At 44.2% G+C, this 19,193-nt stretch carries 15 protein-coding genes and 1 pseudogene; 3 read left to right on the top strand and 13 right to left on the bottom strand.

Annotated features, from left to right (window positions below):
* Nucleotides 1–13: 13 nt before the first annotated feature.
* Both AC1DPK_RS13480 and ptsP read left to right on the top strand, forming a co-directional pair.
* The gene (locus AC1DPK_RS13480; RefSeq protein WP_477510626.1) at nucleotides 14–289 is read left to right on the top strand and encodes an HPr family phosphocarrier protein; all 276 of its coding nucleotides are present in this window, start codon (nucleotides 14–16) and stop codon (nucleotides 287–289) included.
* Nucleotides 290–292: 3 nt separating this feature from the next.
* Complete coding sequence (gene ptsP / locus AC1DPK_RS13475; RefSeq protein ID WP_477510625.1) at nucleotides 293–2,023, top strand: phosphoenolpyruvate--protein phosphotransferase; 1,731 nt, start codon at nucleotides 293–295, stop codon at nucleotides 2,021–2,023.
* Between the two features lie 53 nt (nucleotides 2,024–2,076).
* Here ptsP and AC1DPK_RS13470 read toward each other — a convergent pair whose 3' ends face one another.
* The 12 genes and pseudogenes from AC1DPK_RS13470 to gmd all read right to left on the bottom strand — a co-directional run bounded on the left by AC1DPK_RS13470 (nucleotide 2,077) and on the right by gmd (nucleotide 16,836).
* Entirely contained in the window at nucleotides 2,077–3,387 is a 1,311-nt protein-coding gene (locus tag AC1DPK_RS13470) for a GHKL domain-containing protein (protein ID WP_477510624.1), read from the bottom strand.
* A gap of 62 nt (nucleotides 3,388–3,449) precedes the next feature.
* Complete coding sequence (locus AC1DPK_RS13465; RefSeq protein WP_477510623.1) at nucleotides 3,450–5,039, bottom strand: sensor domain-containing diguanylate cyclase; 1,590 nt, start codon at nucleotides 5,037–5,039, stop codon at nucleotides 3,450–3,452.
* A 177-nt stretch (nucleotides 5,040–5,216) separates the two neighbouring features.
* Nucleotides 5,217–5,441, bottom strand: coding sequence for a helix-turn-helix domain-containing protein (locus AC1DPK_RS13460; RefSeq protein WP_006040330.1), 225 nt, complete (start codon nucleotides 5,439–5,441; stop codon nucleotides 5,217–5,219).
* Nucleotides 5,442–5,566: 125 nt separating this feature from the next.
* A complete protein-coding gene (locus AC1DPK_RS13455) occupies nucleotides 5,567–6,238 on the bottom strand; it encodes a class D sortase (RefSeq protein WP_477510622.1) in 672 nt (223 codons plus the stop codon).
* 16 nt (nucleotides 6,239–6,254) lie between these two features.
* The gene (locus tag AC1DPK_RS13450; RefSeq protein ID WP_339204032.1) at nucleotides 6,255–6,701 is read right to left on the bottom strand and encodes a GtrA family protein; all 447 of its coding nucleotides are present in this window, start codon (nucleotides 6,699–6,701) and stop codon (nucleotides 6,255–6,257) included.
* The gene (locus tag AC1DPK_RS13445) at nucleotides 6,694–7,695 is read right to left on the bottom strand and encodes a glycosyltransferase family 2 protein (protein ID WP_477510621.1); all 1,002 of its coding nucleotides are present in this window, start codon (nucleotides 7,693–7,695) and stop codon (nucleotides 6,694–6,696) included. Before AC1DPK_RS13445 ends, AC1DPK_RS13450 begins: the two co-directional genes overlap by 8 nt.
* Before the next feature lie 111 nt (nucleotides 7,696–7,806).
* Nucleotides 7,807–11,613: a phospholipid carrier-dependent glycosyltransferase gene (locus tag AC1DPK_RS13440; protein WP_477510620.1), complete on the bottom strand. Its 3,807-nt coding sequence runs from the start codon at nucleotides 11,611–11,613 to the stop codon at nucleotides 7,807–7,809.
* Between the two features lie 224 nt (nucleotides 11,614–11,837).
* Nucleotides 11,838–12,791, bottom strand: coding sequence for an NAD(P)-binding domain-containing protein (locus AC1DPK_RS13435; protein ID WP_477510619.1), 954 nt, complete (start codon nucleotides 12,789–12,791; stop codon nucleotides 11,838–11,840).
* Nucleotides 12,791–13,921 (bottom strand): UDP-N-acetylglucosamine 4,6-dehydratase family protein, encoded by a 1,131-nt coding sequence (locus AC1DPK_RS13430; protein ID WP_477510639.1) that lies wholly within the window; start codon nucleotides 13,919–13,921, stop codon nucleotides 12,791–12,793. Before AC1DPK_RS13430 ends, AC1DPK_RS13435 begins: the two co-directional genes overlap by 1 nt.
* Nucleotides 13,922–13,936: 15 nt before the next feature.
* Nucleotides 13,937–14,377: pseudogene (locus tag AC1DPK_RS13425) on the bottom strand (nucleoside-diphosphate sugar epimerase/dehydratase); the annotation flags it as partial.
* 60 nt (nucleotides 14,378–14,437) lie between these two features.
* Nucleotides 14,438–15,763, bottom strand: coding sequence for a sugar phosphate nucleotidyltransferase (locus tag AC1DPK_RS13420; protein ID WP_441886737.1), 1,326 nt, complete (start codon nucleotides 15,761–15,763; stop codon nucleotides 14,438–14,440).
* Complete coding sequence (gene gmd, locus AC1DPK_RS13415; protein ID WP_477510618.1) at nucleotides 15,763–16,836, bottom strand: GDP-mannose 4,6-dehydratase; 1,074 nt, start codon at nucleotides 16,834–16,836, stop codon at nucleotides 15,763–15,765. The genes AC1DPK_RS13420 and gmd overlap by 1 nt, the downstream gene beginning before the upstream one ends.
* Before the next feature lie 194 nt (nucleotides 16,837–17,030).
* On the opposite strand from gmd, the gene AC1DPK_RS13410 reads away from it, so the two are divergent.
* Nucleotides 17,031–17,966 carry a GDP-L-fucose synthase family protein gene (locus tag AC1DPK_RS13410; RefSeq protein ID WP_477510617.1) on the top strand — a complete coding sequence of 312 codons (936 nt, stop codon included), beginning with the start codon at nucleotides 17,031–17,033 and terminating at the stop codon, nucleotides 17,964–17,966.
* Nucleotides 17,967–18,024: 58 nt separating this feature from the next.
* On the opposite strand, the gene AC1DPK_RS13405 is transcribed toward AC1DPK_RS13410, so the two are convergent.
* Entirely contained in the window at nucleotides 18,025–19,131 is a 1,107-nt protein-coding gene (locus tag AC1DPK_RS13405; RefSeq protein WP_477510616.1) for a glycosyltransferase family 2 protein, read from the bottom strand.
* Nucleotides 19,132–19,193: the final 62 nt, after the last annotated feature.

Here is a 19,193-nt window from a genome sequence, read left to right as displayed (position 1 = left end):
GGAGTGAAAAACGATGAAAAACAGCTTTGTTATACAAAATCCATTTGGCATACATGCAAGACCAGCACGCAAGATCGTTGAAGCAGCAAAGGCATTCACAGGAACAGTTACACTAGAGAAGGATGGCAAAAGCTTCAATGCCAAAAGTCTAGTTCATGTCATTTCCGTTGGGGCAAAACTTGGAGACAGCATTGCCGTTTCTGCTGATGGTGAGCACGCTGAGGCTGTTGTAGCTGCTATTGGAGAGATTCTTGTCTCTATTGAGGCGCATGCAGAAAAGGGGCAATAAGAGATGATGCTTCAAGGAATTGCCGCATCTCCTGGATATGCGATCGGCGTAGCTAAAGTATTGTCTACAAAACCTCTCCAGATCGAGAAGGTTCACTTGGAAGACAATCGATTGGACGATGAAATTAAACGTTTTGAAGCTGCAATTGCTTCAACTCATGAAGAGCTTGAAGCCATCCACGCCAAGCTGATTGCTCAGAACAAACAGCATGAGGCAGAAATATTTGAAGCGCATCTGATGCTGCTCGAGGATGAAGAACTCATCGACCGCTCGAAAGAGATCGTCAGATCCGAACGGATTAATGTTGAATTCGCCTTTTTCAACACCTCTGAAGAGATTGCAGAAATGATTGGCGGGCTGGATGATCCCTATTTGAAGGAAAGAGCAGCCGATATTCGTGACGTAAGCCTACGTGTATTGAACAAGCTGCAAGGCATTTCATCAACTTCTTTGAATGATGAATCAGGTTCTATCATTCTGTTTGCAGAAGATTTAACACCTTCGGATACGGCTCAGCTCGATCCAAGCAAAGTGATTGGCTTCGCAACGCAAGCAGGCGGACGCACTTCCCACTCTGCCATTATTGCAAGGTCTATCGGCATTCCTGCCATTGTCGGAATCGGCAGCTCCATGGAGCAGGCAGTGAAAAACGGCCAAACCGTCATCATTGACGGGACAGATGGGCATATTTTCGTGGACCCGGATAATGAAACATTAACTCGATATTCACAATTGCAGAAGCAGCAGCTTGAAAGCAAGCAATTTTATCAAACCTTTATGAATCAGCCTTCCGTAAGCAGCGATGGCGTACAGGTTGAACTTGTAGCAAATATCGGCTTAGTTAAGGATGCCGAGCTTGCCGCTGCGGCAGGAGCTGAAGGCATCGGACTCTTTCGTACCGAGTTTCTATATATGGACGCAGCTGGGCTGCCCTCCGAGGATACACAGTTTGAAGCTTATCGCAAAGCAGCAAAAGCGTTTGGAAACGATGCGCCTATCGTCATCCGAACGATAGATATTGGCGGAGACAAGGAAATTGCATACCTCAACCTGCCTAAAGAAGACAACCCATTCCTTGGTTACCGTGCCATTCGCATCTGCTTGGATCGACCGGATATGTTCAAGACACAACTTCGGGCGATTTTGCGGGCCAGCGCATACGGCAACTTAAAAATTATGTTCCCTATGATTGCTACACTGGGTGAATGGCGCCAAGCTAAAGCTATGCTGGAAGAAACAAAGCAGGAACTGACCGAAGCAGGTATTCCCTTTAACTCTGGGATCGAAGCCGGCATCATGATCGAAATTCCAGCAGCGGCTCTGCTAGCGGATTTATTCGCCAAGGAAGTTGATTTCTTCAGTATCGGAACAAACGATTTAGTTCAGTACACATTTGCTGCAGATCGTATGAATCCTAAGCTTTCCTATCTAAACGATCCGCTTCATCCAGCTATTTTACAGCTCATTAATCGTGTTATTACAGCCGCTCATGCTCATGGCAAATGGGTGGGGATGTGCGGTGAAATGGCGGGCTCGAAGCATGCACTGCCGATTCTGCTCGGTCTAGGTTTAGACGAGTTTAGTATGAGCGCAAGTGCAATACTTCCTGCTCGCGCTTTGCTCGCAAATCTATCTCAGCAGGAAATGAAGCAGATAGCTCAGGCCGTTCTGGCACTAAGCTCAGCTGAAGAGGTTAAAGGCTATGTGGAGCAGCATGTTTCTGGATTAACATAAAATTTCAGCAAAAGAGGCTGTACTGCATCAGAATGCGGTACAGCCTCTTTTATTTAGATTCGGATTTGAATACGAACCTTGCCTTCTTCATATTGAAATTTAAGCTCACCCTTATATTTCTCCACCGTTCTCCTTACTATAGAGAGACCGTTTCCTCGTAAAACAGAACCCTTCGCTTTCGTAGTAAAACCATATTGGAAGAAACACTTTTGCTCCTCATCCGTAAGCACGGCTGGATTCTCGATTATAAATATATATTTTCCATGTTCCACTTTACATTGCACTTGAATCTCCTGCGATATATACCCAGCATTTGATTCCACCGCTTCAATCGCATTATCCAACAAATTAGAAAATAATTTGACTAAGTCCATCGACTCTATTTTATCGAATGCATCATAATCTGTAGCGAAGCTGATGATTATATTTTTCGAATGCGCCAGCTCCCTCTTGCTCTGGAACAGCACCATTAAAATCGGATTTTTTATATGCAGCGATAGGTTTAACGTTTTGGATTCCTCGGTTAGCTGTTTTAAATAATCATGTGCCTTATCATACCTTCGGATGTCCATTAATCCATTCAACACCTGGAGATGATTCATGAGATCATGACGACTTGATTTGATGGTCTCTACAATTTTGCCCAACTCGGAAATGTATACCTTCTCAGATTCACGCATGTCCTGATGAAGCCTGGCTTTGTACCATTTATTAAGCACATATACACCAGCGAGCAGCAATAAAGCAAACAGGACATCCACTCCGAAAATAAACATATTATTTTGGACAACATACTTGCCCACATGGCCTAAATCCTTTGCAGCGATATCGATCCCCACAACACCAAGCACCGTGCCATCCTCATCAAAGAATGGAACCCCGACGGACATATAGGATTCGCTTATCCTATCATGTAACACTCCTGTGGAATATTTTAACCCTTTTTTAGCCATCTCCACTTGATTAGTAGGAACGGTACAAGGAAAACCAATCGGTATATCTTTTATATGAGGCGGAAATGCGTTAACCATTACTTTGGAAACATCGGTATCATCTAAAAGCAGAATATAGATATAGAGCGCATTTATACGTTTCCGATACTCCTCTAAATACAGCTTTATTTTTTTGCGATTCTCATCATCCGTTTTGGTTAGTAGAAATTGCTTATAAGCAACTTTATCTAAACCATTTGCTGCATCCGTAGCGATTTCCGTATACTGCTTCGCCAGCGTGATCTCCGCTGACTTCGTTGTATAGTGATAGGTGGAGATGAGTTTAAGTCCAACAAGCATACTTATGATTGCAATGGATAAAACGATAAAATAAATCATTCTTTTTTTTGTATACACTAGGTCTGGTTTCATTAGCTTATTCCTTTTCAGTACATCAATAATTGATAATAATCAGAAATTTCAGAGGCAGCATACTAGTCAGCCATTACCGTCTGGTTTCTTCCAGCGTGCTTGGCCTTATAGAGAGCTTGATCTGCAAGTGAAAATAATTCATCTGCTGTTTGTGCATGGGAAGGAAACTGAGCTACGCCAAGCGAAACGGTAACCATCTGCTTGAGATGATTTTCGCTGCTCGCCATCGTTGTACGAATCCGCTCAGCAGTTTCAAAGGCAACATACGGCGCGGCATTCGGCAGCAGGACAACGAACTCTTCCCCTCCATAACGGCTGCAAAGGTCATCAGGTGTTACAGAAAACCTTACAATGTCTGCCAAATGCTGAAGCACTCTGTCACCTTCCTGATGCCCATATGTATCATTAATGGTTTTAAAGCGATCAATATCCAGGACGACAATGGAGTAAGGTTTCTTTTCTTCTATCCATTTTTTCATAATCGTTTCTAACGTTCTTCTATTATTTAATCCGGTCAAAGCATCCGTCATAGCCGCTTGTGTCAACCGATCCGTTTCCGTTTTAATACCGTTCATAGCAAGTATGACCGTGCTCGTTAATAAATCGGCTTCTCTGTTCCAATGATGCTTCATGGCGGGTATGGGAACTTCTTCTTTCCCCATTTTGCTGACGATATTCGCAAGCGTTACAAAAGGTTTAGCCAATCGGCGGGCAAGAAAGGTCGTCACGAGCATCAAAAGAATAAAGGGTATGAGCGTGTATAATAGGATCGCTTGTATATGATTGTTCAACTGCTCCTTCACTATGCTTATTGGTGAAAGCACAACGACCCCCCATTGATTCTCAGGGACGTAGGAGTAACCGGCAAGCCATTTCACACCATTTTCATCTACGGCGAGCTCTTGACCGCTCTGCCCCTTAATCAGCTTCTGAACGATCAGATTCGAGGTGCTATTCTTTCCAATCTGACTTTTATCAGGATCGTACATCAAGTGGCCATCTGAACCTACTACATAGAAATAGGAACCGTTATGGTCAAGGTTATCATTACCGAATATCATATTTAGAACGTTATTTTGTTGCAAATAGAGGCTTCCACCGATATAGCCCCGGTATACACCCTTTTGATCAAACAAAGGCTCACTAATAAACACCATGAGATTTTTTGTTGTCGCGCTCGTATAAGGCTTTGACAAATATGGCTTTCGTGATGCCAATGCTTCCTTCGCAGCGGCTGTTTTTATAGGCTCGCCTGCCTTGCCAATCGACGAAGGGGACAGTGTGCGCATGACACCATTCTCATCAACTACGACAATCGAATTAAAATAGTTGCTGCTATTGCGAATGAGATCAAGATATTTTCCGGAATCTGATTGCTTCATATCACTATTCAAAGAGTAAAAGTCTGCCGCGTTTTTAAGACTGCTTCGCATCGACTCAAATAATAAATCCATTATCATGCTCATTTTTGATGCGGTTGAAAGATTAAGTGTAAGTGTTGTTTCATACAACGCTTGTTTCTTGGACTGGTAGGATGCAAAAAGCAAAATGGTTAACATGAGTAAAACCGAAACAGAGACTAAACCAATCATTAGTGTCGTCAGGCTCACTTTTCTCTTTTGGATAGCTTGTTTTACATGTAAAAGCGACACAGCGATACCTTCTTTGATTTATGATATTACTAATTATTCGACGAGATTCGACAAATACCTCTTTCCTAGCTGGTTTATTTTCCATAATTAGATAATCAATTTCAATAATTGCCCATTAATCGATTTAAAAAAATAAGACAGCACCTTGTCACAGTGCCGTCCGATTAGGTTGCTATGTTAGATTTGTAATTCACCAAGCTTGATTAGCTCGACAACCGCTTGTGAACGACCTTTTACGTTCAGCTTTTGCATGACATTAGAAATATGGTTGCGGACGGTCTTCTCGCTGATGAATAGTTGTTGTGCAATATCTCTTGTTGTCTTGTCCTGTACTAACAGCTCGAATACCTCGCGTTCACGATGCGTCAATAAAAACTTGCTCTTATGGTCGCTACCCTTCAATGTTTGTCACCCCTCCTTGCGCGGGTTTTTATGGTTTAACAAGGTTAAGGGATACAGTCAACTTATACTATGAAGGGGCGATACCATTGGTGCTGTTATGAAGGGAAAATGGGCTCTGCTGCCCATTATATTTTTGCATGAATGATGAGCCGATGCGTGGGGTTTACTATGGGATCACAGGTGATCAAAGTCAGCAGCTTATCTTTATTGTTGTAATTTAGAACAGATACATCAGTCGGATCTACAATGGATACTTTATAAACGGTATATGTGAAGCTTTCATCTTTTGTATCCACGACGATTTTATCTCCGACCTCAACTTCCCCAAGCCGATTAAACAGCCTTCCCTTAGAGCGCATCCGATGCCCGGCTATAGCTGCGTTGCCGACTTTGCCTATTGCTGTTGTTTCCTTTAAGTGAGCTGTAGCCGATTTCATATTCTTCTGGGTGGCTCCCTCAACGACAGGCAGCTTAAGCTTTATTTTATCAATCTTAATCGTTGCAATGGGGGCAATCTTCTGTGCTTTTGGCGCCTCTGTAGGGGTTGCTTCTGGTGTAGCTGCTTCCGTCGGCGATTGAATCGGCGTCTCGGTCGCTGCGGATTGCTCGTTGAAGAGATCCGTCAAATGCTCATATTGCTGCTGCGCTTGCTGCTCTGCGCTCACATCAAAGCTCGCCTCATCCCAAGTAGCCATCAGCTTATCCTGCTGACGGTTCTCGTACCATTCATTCGCTTTTGGATAGAGCAATATGAGAATACCTACAATCACTAATGCATAAGAGAGTATTCTTTTCATTTTTCCCCACCTTCCGCTAGCTGGCCTCAGTCTGTGGTCCTTTCGCCTCGAAAACCCATTTCTTGCTTCCGTAAAAGTTAAGCGCAACGGTTACCACCGTTACAATCAGCTTTGAGACGACCTCATTCAAACCCCACCACTCGTTCAAGGCCATAAGCAGCAGTAAAGTAATACCTAGTATGATACCGTTCCATACGATGAATCTCATACCTCTATTTAGCTGCTGCGGGCTTGAAGCTTCATTTTCCCTCTTCCTAAAAGTATATCGGCTATTTAGCACATAGCTGTTAATCATTCCAGCTCCGTATGCAATCACCTGTGCAAGTAAATAATACGCACCAAACCAAATGAGGAGTGTAAACATCAGAAAATCGATTAACGTATTAAGAAGTCCAACTAAATTGAACTTTACAAATTGTGCGATGAATCCTCTAGCTGCTCGTTTTGATGTTGCGTTAGACATATTTTTTAACCCGATCTTGTTCAGCAGACTCTGAGGATTGATTGTCATCTTTCGCAGGAAACCCCTGAGCTTCGCGAACGATGTATAAAGGGCGGTTTTTGGATTCTTCATAAATCCGGCCAATATATTCCCCGATTATGCCTAAGAGCATCAATATAATGCCGTTAAACAATAGATTTACTGCCACAATGGAAGCCCAGCCAGCAATCGTGGTGCCCGTAAACAGCTTCTGGAATATAACGACTAACAAATACAAGAAGCTCGTTATTGATAATGTAAAGCCAACATAGGTGGCAATTTTCAAAGGTTTATAAGAGAAGGAGGTTATTCCGTCTATGGCAAAAGATATCATTTTTTTCAGCGGATATTTGGTTTCGCCTGCAAAACGTTCTTCCCGTTCATATTCGACCATCGTCTGACGGAAACCGATCCAGCTAACCAAGCCGCGAACGAACCGATTTTTTTCCTTCAAGCCGCGCAGCACATCGCATACCTTCCGGTCGATCAAACGGAAATCCCCCGTATCTACGGGAATATCCACATTCGTTAAGCTGCGCAGCGTGCGATAAAACAGCTTAGCGGTTATTTTCTTGAACATCGTCTCGCCTTTACGCTTAAGACGTTTGCCATAAACAACCTCAAAGCCTTCCTTCCATTTGGCGATCATATCGATAATGACCTCTGGAGGATCTTGTAGATCAGCATCAATGACGACGATCGCATCACCCTGCGCATAATCCATCCCCGCTGAAATCGCGATTTGATGACCAAAATTACGTGAAAAATTAATCATTCGGACATTTGGATCGAAATCGCAGATCATGGAAATTAATTCGACCGTACGATCTTTACTTCCATCGTTGACGAAAATAAGCTCATAACACTCGTTCGTGCTGTCCATGACCAGCTTCAGCCGCTCGTACGTATGCTCGATAACCTCTTCTTCGTTGTACATAGGAACGATAATACTGTATTTTACAGCCGATTGTTTCATCCAGATACCCCTTTCTTCAAGCAAAAACGCCTTCGGCGTCCTTAGACGCTGAAGTAGCCTTGACGGTGAAATATAAGATAAGTATGAGAAAACGATATACTTTCTTATATTTTAAAATAACCAGCTTGGGAACCAGCGTAGAACATGCTCTACATACCAGGTCTTTACAGTCATACCGGATAGCGCAGGATAGTACATCACAAATAACAATATCGCTACTGCCACAAAAACATTTCGAATCAGCTTAAAGTTTGGCCGTTTCTCTTCGATTATTTTAAACATATAGACCAAGCTCAGAATAATGAACGGCACCATTGCAAAATAGTGATAAAGGAACGTAAGCCTTGTTACAAGCATCCAAGGCACGTACTGTGCTAGAAACGCAATCCATATCGTATACATCGCTTTATCTTTCCGTTTGATACTCATCCATATCGTCGCTGCCATCGCAAAAATGCCTGCCCACCAAATAAGCGGATTGCCCATCGCTACAATTGTGGATTTCATACCTGCTGCCATATTGTCGCCTGAGTAATACCATACCGGCCTCTTCATGAACGGCCACTCCCACCATGAGGATGAGAATGGATGCGTTGATACCAGCTTGCTATGATAGCTGAACATATGCTTCTGGTAATCAACTAGACTTTTCAAGGTATATCCTTCATCCATTACAGTCAGTACTGGAATGTAGGATAACGCATAAATCGCAAGCGGTATAACGATATAAAATACGAGACATACAGCAAGCGTTATGATCGTATAACGAGGAAATACGTTTATAATATGCTGCAGCTTGTCTTGGCTAAAGCCAGACTCTTTTTTGTTCTCTTTCAGAACTCGCTTGGCAGCTGCATACTCCTTATAACGATCAAATAAAGATAAACCGAGCATAATAGCTAAGCCTGCGCCCCCATAGAGCACAATCCATTTGGAAGCTACTCCGATTCCAAAAAAGAGACCGGCTAAAAACAACGGCAGCAAAGTAACACTCAGCTTTACCTTGTAGAAGCTTAAGGAATAATATTTGTGCATGAAATAAAACATCAGCATAATGAAAAACACGCCGTAAACGTCAATCGTTGCAATTCTAGTCTGCGTAAAATGCATAAAATCTGCTGCTAGCAACGCAGTCGCCACACCAGCATAAACAGTCGTTTTAAACAGCCTTCTCGCGAATACATACATTAACGGCAGCATTGCAATGCCAAACAGCGTGCCGGCAATGCGCCAGCCAAACGGATTAAGCCCAAACAGCTTAATACCGATCGCAATTATAATTTTGCCAAGCGGTGGATGTGTATTCTCGTAAGCTACAATATGCTCCATATGCTCATAAGCAGTACGGGCATGATAAATTTCATCAAAATAAGATCCGTTCATATAAGTCGCTTCATACTTCGCGCGCTGCTGTTCATCAAAGAGCAAAGGTACGCTGCCTCGTTTGGCATCCTTCGCCTGCTCATCATTTATTCCGACGATTGATAACGGTATTTGGTTGCCTTGCTCGTAAATAGCCATCTCATGCATGGAGAAGCCTGTTTGAACCGTCGTAAGCTTCACATACCGAGCTGCGAGCGCCGCGGGCTGACTGTTCCAAGTAAATACAGCAACATGGCTGCTGTCGACTTCCATGAGATTGTCCCAGTCGGTCCCATTTTGACTAAATTCATATTTGTATTTTCCTGTTCCAACTCCGCCAAAGCTGTTGATGCGATCAAGCTGCTTAACCTCGCCCAAATCAACGTAAAAGCTTTGACCAACGGACGAAGGCTGCCATGCGGTTGTCGGCCCCTTCATCTCGCCAAGTTGGAATAGCGCGACGACCGCATAAATTAGCGTAATCGCACCCATCCATATCCAATCCTTGCGCACGAGTCGTTCATTCTCTTGCTTCACTCTTGAGATCGCTTCAGCTTTGAAAGCTGTTAGTGTCTTGTGATCCGACTGCTTGCGTTCTTCCTCCAGCAGCGGGGCGATAGGCTTCAATCTTCCGCGTGCATAATTATCATATCCGATATATAACAAGTAAAGCATCAATCCAACATTTGCTAACGAGCACAATAAAACAATTCCATTAAAAGGCACGTTCGTGCTCACCTTGCTGTAGTCAAGCACATAAGCAATATTGATGAAGCTCGTCAAGCTAAATCCGAAATACACCATCAACATCCTGCGATCGAACGATTGTATAAAAGCAAAGATTCCAAGCAGCATTACTGGAAACAGATAACGCTCATGCATCTTCGTTACACCCATAAATACGACAACGATAAGCACCATCGCTATAAAATAAGAGCGCTTTGACGATTCATTGTCTCGCTTTAACAGTGCAAAAAAAGCGGAGATCGCTACGGCTGCAAAAATGAAGATATTCCCCCATTTTTTGAACGAAAACAGCAGCCACGTATCCGTAATCGGCTTCCAATTCGCATCGCTTAACGCATAGAAGTTGAATGCATTTAGCGTCGCGTACGGATAAGAAGACAAGGTTCCTGAATACAGCTTAATGAGGCCCGACAAGCCGCTGTTGCCCCAGAAGAAAGGCAAAGCGAGCAATATAAACGTAGTGAAGCCGTAAAATGCGCTGACCGGAATCTTCTTCCAATCTTTGCGATATACGAACCACAACAGCAGCACAGGCATGAATATAAATGCCTGCGGCTTAATAAGCGCTGCAATAGCAAACAAAACCGAAGCGCGCTCTATTTTATTTTCGACCAGTCCATGAATAGCCAGCACGAGTGCCAGCGCAAATATCGAATCCACTTGCCCCCATGCGGCAGAATCCACAATAATAGCTGGATTGAATAAGAAAAGAAGCGCTAATCCTAACGCTATCGAATAGCCAGCTTTCTTATTGCCTATTTGGACAATGAAATAAGCAGCAGCCAAATCGGCTAAAATCGCCGGGAGCTTAAATAGAAGCAATGCCGCATTTGATCCTGAATCTAGCGACAGCATATCTTTTATTAAACCTAATACATACAGAATATAAATATAGCCGGGAGGGTAATCTACAAACATTCCCGAATGGTAAAATCCAGAAAGCCCCTGCTTCGCAGCTTGGTCAGCCCAAGCCATAAACAAAGCGATATCATTCGCATAACCACTGCTTGAAACAGCAATCCAAAGCCGCAAAATTAGTGCGCCGAGGAACACGAATACAAGAATGGTTTTATGTAAATGTTGTTTCTCGTCAAGCCAGCTTCGCTCACGAAACAGCTTCTTATAAATAAGTGCAAAAAACAAGGTGAACAGTGCACCAAACAAAATAAGTGGAAGGACTGAGCCGCCCGAAGTCGATGCTTCAGTTCCTTGGCTTGTCTCCGTAGGGACTAAGCTGAACACCTCTGCACCGGATGGCGCCTTAGATACTTTCTCTACACTGACGTCATCAAAATAGGCTTTCCCGGTATTAATGCTCCCGTATCCGCCTAAACTAGCGCTGAACGTAATACTTTTCTGGTCCTGGCCCGTCTTCGCATAAAACTCAATGTACGCCCATTTTCCATTTGTATCCTTCACTTCAGGATAAGTTACTGCTACGCCTTCAACGAAAAATAGAGCCCCTGTTGCATCCAAGCCTACTTGTTCCGTCTTCACGTACCCAGAAAATTTATATGTTGTTTTTGGTTTTACTTTTATCGTCTGTGTCCACCGCGAGTGATTAGCTTGCTTGTTCTCAAGCACGGCTGAATAGGTTCCTGTATGCGCTTCGGTATTATCAATCGTATACGAAGTAATTTGCTCTTCCTTCAAATACGCATCATGCGTCCAATCTGAAGGGGCTCCCTCCGTAACATTTTCAAAACCGGCATTGTTAAGCAGATTGCTTGCTGCGTTTGATACTGCCGCTGGCCATAGAAGGGTTAGGAGAAGGATGGTTATTGTAGCGCGACTAAACATATTCATCATCGTTCCGATTTCCACCTCATATTTGGAATAAAGTTGTCCATTTTATAATGAAATACAACTTAACTCTATGTGATATTAACCTCATGGTCAATGAAAAAGTGAAATTTCCACCGCTTTTTTAGCACGACGGAAAAGTCGACAGCGATAATAAAAAAGCATCCCTAATGGGATGCGCGAAATGCCACAATGGAATGCATGTTTTTCTGCATGTAAGCACTCTCGATTCAGCTTGAGGCTGGAGGCAGCATACCACCCTTTCCATCGGCTATGCCTACAATTTCTGAAGGTTTTCTTATATCTGCGACAACGATATCGTTTTTCTCGCCAATCATGCCTCCCGCCACATAGCTTTTGCCATCTATGACTCTTGTTCCAGCGATATGCCTCATAAAATATTCCGTATTCAACATCGCATCAATGACATAAGAAAACGCAATGCGCACATCGAGCCGAATAATGGTTATCGCTAATCGCTTAGCTGTTGCGATCGCAGCCTCCTTAACCGTTCCGATGCCGCCGTCCACAATAAGCGCATGCTTAGCTAGGGTTGTGACCGCAGCCTCGTCTATAACAGGGAGCCTCTGCGTAAATCCTATAAGAATATCAGCATTTTTGACGGATTCCGCGATGTTGTTCTCATTGTATATCCGCCCGGTGCTGTACCTTGGAAGAATGGCATTCAAAGCTTGCGCAATGATTGCTCCCTGCTGATCTCGCCTGCTGATGTAAACGTCAGCTCCTCGCTCGGCGAGCGTCAACGCAAGCTTTGAGCCTAAGTTTCCCGCGCCAATAATCGAGACCTTCTTTTGCTTAAGCTCTGGAACCAGCTCGTTGATTAGAAGATCACAAGCCAGCGAGGTAATATCGTTTCCTTTATAGGCTTTTATCTCACTCTGCAGCACACACGCTTTGGCGACAGTCAGAAAATCACCCGATTCCGCGTTTTTAGCTTCGGCATCAATGAAAATGTAATCGACCTTACCATCGGCGTATTCACAAATAGCCTTTACATGCTCACGCTCTGGAACAATATAGAAACAGGCTACAAAAGTCTGCGATTCTCTGGCAGGTCCAATGATAAACGGCGGGTTGTTATGCCTCGCGGTAGATCCGATGATGGCAAGCGCCAATCGATTGCTTTCATGTGCTTTTTTTACACAATCATCAATTGCTCGCATCACTCTGCATCGCCGTGCTCATCTTCATCTAACCCATGCTTTTTCAAAATTTTCCCTAAAATATTTTTAATTTCACCTTGCTCGAAAACAATCGCCGACTCCAGCCTCTTTAGATCCGACCGCAGCTGCTCTTCATCGAGTGTTCGCGGCGAAGCTATAAAAATTCTGGGATGCAGACTTGGCAGTATGCTCTCCTTCTCGTAAAATAGCGATTCTGCTAATTTCTCGCCAGGGCGCATGCCTGTATATTTGATTTTCATTTCTTGCTCCGGCTTATAACCGGCAAAACGAATCAGTGCTTTCGCAAGGTCATCAATTTTCACCGGCTTGCCCATGTCGAGCACGAAGATTTCCCCGCCGTTTGACAATGCGCCTGCTTGCATAACCAAATGAACCGCCTCTGGTATCGTCATAAAAAAACGAACCATATCCGGATGCGTCACCGTTACCGGCCCGCCTGCTGCGATTTGTTTCTTGAAGATGGGGATTACGCTGCCTCTGCTCTCCAGTACATTGCCGAATCGAACAATCGAGAAGATCGTAGCACTGCTTTTTACTTTGGACTGCACAAGCATTTCTGCCATTCGCTTCGTCATTCCCATCACATTAATTGGACTCACCGCTTTATCGGTAGAGATGAATACAAATCGCTGCACTTCAGCCATGATCGCATTATCTACAACATTCAGCGTGCCAAATATGTTATTTCTGACGGCTGCTGAAGCGTTATTTTCCATTAACGGGACATGCTTATGGGCGGCAGCATGGAATACAATATGAGGCTGATGCCGGCGGAATACATATTCCACCTCAGGTGCATTCTGAATGTCTGCAATGATGCTATGAAGGAGGAGATCCGGGTATCTTTCTCTCATTACACCTTCGATAAGGTGAATGCTATTTTCTCCGTGCCCAAGCAATATGATGCTGTTGGGATTACACTTCGCAACCTGGTTGACGAGCTCGCCCCCAATTGATCCGCCTGCACCCGTAATAAGCACGATTTTGTCTTGAATATAACTCTTCACATCAATTAACGAATCGTTAATCATTTCTCTGCCCAGGAGTTCCTTCAGATCCAGCTCTTTAACTTTGCTATCCTGATTTCGTCCTAAAATGATATCCTTCATTCGCGGCAATATGCTTACATAAGCTGGAGTCTGCTTGCAGATGGCAACGATGCTGTCCAACTTTTCGCTCTGAGCTGAAGGTATGGCGATAATGATGTCTGTTATGCCATACGTACCGACGATATGCGGAATATCCTCTCGCTTGCCCAAAACCTGAATGCCGTAAATTTCGTAATTTTGTTTTTTGCTGCTATCGTCAATAAAACCGATTGGCGTAAGCTCTGCAATGTCATAAAGCAGCAGCTGTTTAGCTGTAATCGTGCCTGCAGCGCCTGCGCCAACGATTAACGCTTTTTTTCTCGTAACCTTGGATGCCTTGGCATGCTCCATCACATTCATAAAGCATATTCGGAAACCGCCGAGCAGCGCCGCAGAGATTAGTCCCAGCACCACAAGCATCAGAAAAGGAATTTGTTCATCTGTGAAAAGCAGCAACTCCGCTGCGTAGAGAATGACAGCTGCCGAGGAGCAGCAAGCTGTCGATGATGGATAAGACCAGCATCCTTTTTCTAAATGTCATACGTCCACTCCGCTCGTCGTCTCTATTTGTACTTCCACTAAAGTAAGCTCCGTTAAAGCGGCTATGCTGTAGCTTGTTGTCGACTCCATTTCCAAGCAATCCCCGGGAGCGACGTTTAGCGGCTTACCATCCACAATCGCTACGCCTTTGCCGGCTTGAACGGTCCATATAACCCTTCGAGAGGGCAATGAACCCGGAACATAATGCTCTCCTGTATGAACCACAATTTTTTTCACGAGCGTCTCTCGGTTGTCTTCCAGCTTAAACACGTCCAAAATGCGATACCAGCCCCAGCGGAGCTCCTCGTACATCAGTCGCTGATCGATAGGCTGCATCATTTCCTTAATGCGGGGACTCGCAGATTTATCGGATACGAGAATGCCATTCGGACTTGCTGCTACAACAATGTTCGATAAACCAAGCACCGTCACCAAAATATCCAATTCATTAAGCACATGCGTATTGTTCGAATCGTCGCTTATAAGACCCTGCCCAATTACATTCGTATCCATTTCCTCCGTCAGCGTGTTCCATGTGCCGAGGTCCTTCCACTCATTTTCATATGCGATGGCTCTGAGCTGCTTCGCTTTTTCCAACACTTCATAATCAAAGCTGTTTTTGGGCAGCGCATCATATTGACGGGATAATTGTTGATAGGAGGTTGGGTAATTTCGATCGCGTAGAAGCGAGAGCAAATAATCAAGCTTGAAGGCAAACACGCCGCAATTCCATAGTGCACCATTGTCTATTAACTCCTTGGCAATCAGCGCTGGCGGCTTCTCGACAAAACTTGTAATCACGATGCTATTATTAGTCTGTGATGCGAGATTCATAGGAGATGGAATCATATAGCCATATTTCTCTGAAGGATAAGTCGGACGTGATCCGATTAAGGCAACCTCCGCATTCGTTCCTCTCAAAACCTGCTCTAATTCCTTGATCTTTTTGAAAAAATCTGTATTTACATAGGGGTCTACAGGCAGCACGCATACGATCTCGTCCTTAGAAGCTTTCACTATTGAATTCAAATAAGCGGAAACCAAAGCAATAGCCGGAAAGGTATCTCTTCTCTCCGGTTCCACGATGATCGGAACTTGGTTGCCAATCTGGCTTCTAATCAAATCCACCTGAGAGGAGCATGTGGCGATATAGGATGAAGCCTCAAGACCAGCCTCTTGCAGCTGTCTCCACACCCGTTGAACCATCGATTCTCGTTCGCCGTTCTCCCCTTTGAGCACCTTTAAAAATTGCTTCGTTCGCGAGCCGTTCGAAAGCGGCCATAATCGTTTGCCGGAGCCTCCCGAGAGCAAAATTATTTTCATTAGCCTCGCTCTCCTTTTAGTGCATTCATATCCTGCATAACCATTTCTTTAACAAGCGCTTGAACGTCATATTTAGGTGTCCACCCTAATTGTTTCTTTGCCTTCTCAGGACTTCCGAGCAGCAGCTCAACCTCGGTAGGCCGATAATATTTGGCATCCACGGCAACAACCTCCTTGCCGACCGGAAGCGAATAGGCTGGATTATGGCATGCCTTTACATAGGCCACTTCGTCTTCCTTTTCCCCTTTAAATGCTATTTCCACACCGATCTCGGCAAAAGCAAGACGAACAAACTCTCTAACCTCTGTCGTGTATCCTGTTGCAATAACAAAGTCTTCCGGCTCGCTCTGCTGAAGAATCAGCCACATCGCCTCGACGTAATCTCTTGCGTGTCCCCAGTCTCGCTGCGCATTTAAATTTCCTAAGTAAACCTTGTCTTGCAGTCCATGCGCTATGCGGGCAACAGCTTTCGTTATTTTGCGTGAAACGAATGTTTCTCCTCGCAAAGGACTTTCATGATTAAAGAGAATACCGTTGGACGCGAACATGCCGTAGGCCTCGCGGTAGTTTACTGTGATCCAATAGGCATACAACTTGGCAACTGCATAAGGACTGCGGGGATAAAACGGTGTATTCTCATGCTGCGGAATTTGTTGAACAAGCCCGTAAAGCTCAGATGTGGAGGCTTGATAAATTTTTGTTTTTTGCGTAAGCCCGAGCAGTCGTACAGCTTCCAGTATGCGCAGCGTTCCGATGCCATCTGCGTTGGCTGTATACTCTGGCGTATCGAAGCTGACATGAACATGGCTCATCGCTGCCAAGTTATAAATTTCATCCGGTTTCACCTGTTCAATAATTCGCACTATGTTTAAAGAATCCGTTAGGTCTCCATAATGAAGAAAAAATCTTTGTTCATTAATGCTGGAATCATTCAACAAATGGTCGATTCTTCCGGTATTCGGCAGAGAGCTTCTTCTCTGCAATCCGTGTACAATATATCCCTTATCTAACAGCAATTCCGCTAGATATGCGCCGTCTTGTCCCGTAATCCCTGTTACAAAAGCAATCTTCAAAACATCYGCCCCTTCCCTATCATCCCAATTAGTAACATAGTATGTCTCTCAAACGAATTGGTATGGACGTAATGGAAGCTTCTCAAACTCTATTCTATAAATAGGCAAAGACATGCTCACATTAAGAGCCGATTACATAATCTGATAAGTAGAATTATATATTTAGGTTAAATAGGAAAGGTCGGAGGCTGATAATGAGTCAATTGAAAGGGAAAAAAATTATGGTCACCGGAGGCTCCGGCTTCTTAGGCTCGCATGTCGTCGAGCTGCTTGCTAAATACGATGCAGCAGACGTTGTTGTACCGAGGAGCCGGCAATATGATTTAACTAGCCAGGCCGCATGTTTGTCCGTCATTCAAGACTATAAACCGGATATCGTCATTCATTTGGCCGCAAAAGTAGGTGGGATTGGAGCCAATCGCGCAAATCCAGGTTCTTTCTTCTATGACAACCTGTCGATGGGCATCCACCTCGCAGAGGCATCTCGTCTTCATGGCGTCGAAAAGTTTGTAGCCTGCGGAACGATTTGCTCTTACCCCAAATTTGCCAATGTTCCATTCAAGGAAGAAGAGCTGTGGGACGGCTATCCAGAAGAGACAAACGCACCTTATGGCTTAGCCAAAAAAATGCTGCTCGTTCAGTCTCAAGCTTATCGCAAGCAATACGGCTTTAATTCCATCTTCCTTCTACCCGTTAATCTGTATGGTCCCAGAGATAACTTTGATCTGGAAACCTCGCATGTCATTCCTGCGCTTATTCGCAAATGCTTAGAGGCGAAAGAACAGAATGCTGATTACATTGAGGTTTGGGGCACAGGGATTGCAACAAGAGAGTTTTTATATGTGGAGGACGCTGCAACAGCTATTCTGCAAGCCGCAGAGCAGTTTAATGGCGAAGAGCCTGTCAATATTGGCACAGGCCGCGAAATCTCGATTAAAGAGCTCGCTCATTTAATTGCGGAGAAAACAGGCTACACCGGAAATATACGATGGGATGCAAGCAGACCCGACGGGCAGCTGCGAAGATGCCTTGACACATCCAAAGCAGAGCAGCTATTCTCCTTCAAGGCACAGACGGATTTGCCGGAAGGGTTAGAGAAGACCGTGAAATGGTATATCGATCAGCAATAAATACGGTCATAAAAACAAAAGCCACAGCGACTATCCCTAGTCGCTGTGGCTTTTGTTTTTATGATGCCCGCTTCTTTCCTTTTATTGCGCTCCCTTTAATCCGTGGCTGGACACTCCCCTTGCGCTTGCTCCGGCTGACAGCTCTCCTGCTTGATGCACCTTTACTACTTTTTTTTCTTCGCATGCCGGTTGTTTTTTTTCCTAACCTTTTACGTCCGTTTCTTCTTAACGGCTTCGTTCTCCTTATGCTTGAAGCTGGTTTGGCAACTGGCAGATTAGCATGATAATAGCTTGAAACCTCAGCAAAATACGAATTCAACACATTTTCAAGGCTCTGCTGGGAATAATGGTTTGTTTCGATATTTTTTGCCCGAAGCTTATCGAACCAGCTTGTCACCCCTTGAACAAAACCGTCTGTTGCCTGCAAACGTCTCTCGCATACGTTCATATGAAGATTAAGCTCATCCTCGGTAGGCAGAAGCCCCATCTGAATCAGCTGATTGAATACAATTTTTTTCCCGATCTCTTGTTGTTCCGCATTATGCTTCGCGCCTATTTGCTCACTATGAATGCGGTAATGAAGCAGAACATCAGGTATATTCGTGATGCGGGTTAATTGCGCCATTCTCGTCCACAGCTCATAATCCTCCGTATGTGGACTCTGATAGTCATAATAAAGCGAGTAGCTCTTAACGACGGAGCTCCGCATCATGACCGTTGGATGATTTAGAGAGCAATAAAACAAAAGCCCTGCCTTAATGTCCTCATGATCGGTTGGATGCTTAACCCAAATATCGGTATGCATATATTTCATCGCTGTACCGCAAAGGCCGATATCCGGGTATTGATTCATATGCTCAACCTGCCTTGCCAAACGATCAGGAAAAGCAAAGTCATCACAATCCATTCTAGCAATATATTCGCCTTGAGCAAGAACAAGCCCCTTGTTCAGCGTGAAAATAAGTCCGTAGTTTGATCCATTGCTAAAGAAACGGATTCTTGTATCCGAGTAAGAGGCAATGATTGCGGCGCTCTGATCCTTGGAGCCGTCATCAATAATTAAAAACTCAAAATCTTGAAATGTCTGATTTAAAATGCTCTCGATTGCTTCGCGCAAAAACAATTCACCGTTATAAACCGGCATCAAAACCGTTACCTTTGGCACCTTCCCGCCTCCTTCTACACACTCACTACTATACAATGAATGATAGATGCAGATGGTTTGGA

It is taken from the genome of Paenibacillus sp. 01T424 (assembly GCF_056398745.1).
The sequence above is the reverse complement of the archived record's forward strand: the minus strand, read 5'-3'. Positions and strand labels throughout refer to the sequence as shown.

What these genes read in the sequence shown, in the direction of transcription:
- AC1DPK_RS13480 (WP_477510626.1), top strand. Translation starts at nt 14, where the DNA reads ATGAAAAACAGCTTTGTTATACAAAATCCATTTGGCATACATGCAAGA.
- ptsP (WP_477510625.1), top strand. Translation starts at nt 293, where the DNA reads ATGATGCTTCAAGGAATTGCCGCATCTCCTGGATATGCGATCGGCGTA.
- AC1DPK_RS13470 (WP_477510624.1), bottom strand. Translation starts at nt 3,387, where the DNA reads ATGAAACCAGACCTAGTGTATACAAAAAAAAGAATGATTTATTTTATC.
- AC1DPK_RS13455 (WP_477510622.1), bottom strand. Translation starts at nt 6,238, where the DNA reads ATGAAAAGAATACTCTCTTATGCATTAGTGATTGTAGGTATTCTCATA.
- AC1DPK_RS13450 (WP_339204032.1), bottom strand. Translation starts at nt 6,701, where the DNA reads ATGTCTAACGCAACATCAAAACGAGCAGCTAGAGGATTCATCGCACAA.
- AC1DPK_RS13445 (WP_477510621.1), bottom strand. Translation starts at nt 7,695, where the DNA reads ATGAAACAATCGGCTGTAAAATACAGTATTATCGTTCCTATGTACAAC.
- AC1DPK_RS13440 (WP_477510620.1), bottom strand. Translation starts at nt 11,613, where the DNA reads ATGATGAATATGTTTAGTCGCGCTACAATAACCATCCTTCTCCTAACC.
- AC1DPK_RS13435 (WP_477510619.1), bottom strand. Translation starts at nt 12,791, where the DNA reads ATGCGAGCAATTGATGATTGTGTAAAAAAAGCACATGAAAGCAATCGA.
- AC1DPK_RS13430 (WP_477510639.1), bottom strand. Translation starts at nt 13,921, where the DNA reads ATGAAGGATATCATTTTAGGACGAAATCAGGATAGCAAAGTTAAAGAG.
- AC1DPK_RS13420 (WP_441886737.1), bottom strand. Translation starts at nt 15,763, where the DNA reads ATGAAAATAATTTTGCTCTCGGGAGGCTCCGGCAAACGATTATGGCCG.
- AC1DPK_RS13410 (WP_477510617.1), top strand. Translation starts at nt 17,031, where the DNA reads ATGAGTCAATTGAAAGGGAAAAAAATTATGGTCACCGGAGGCTCCGGC.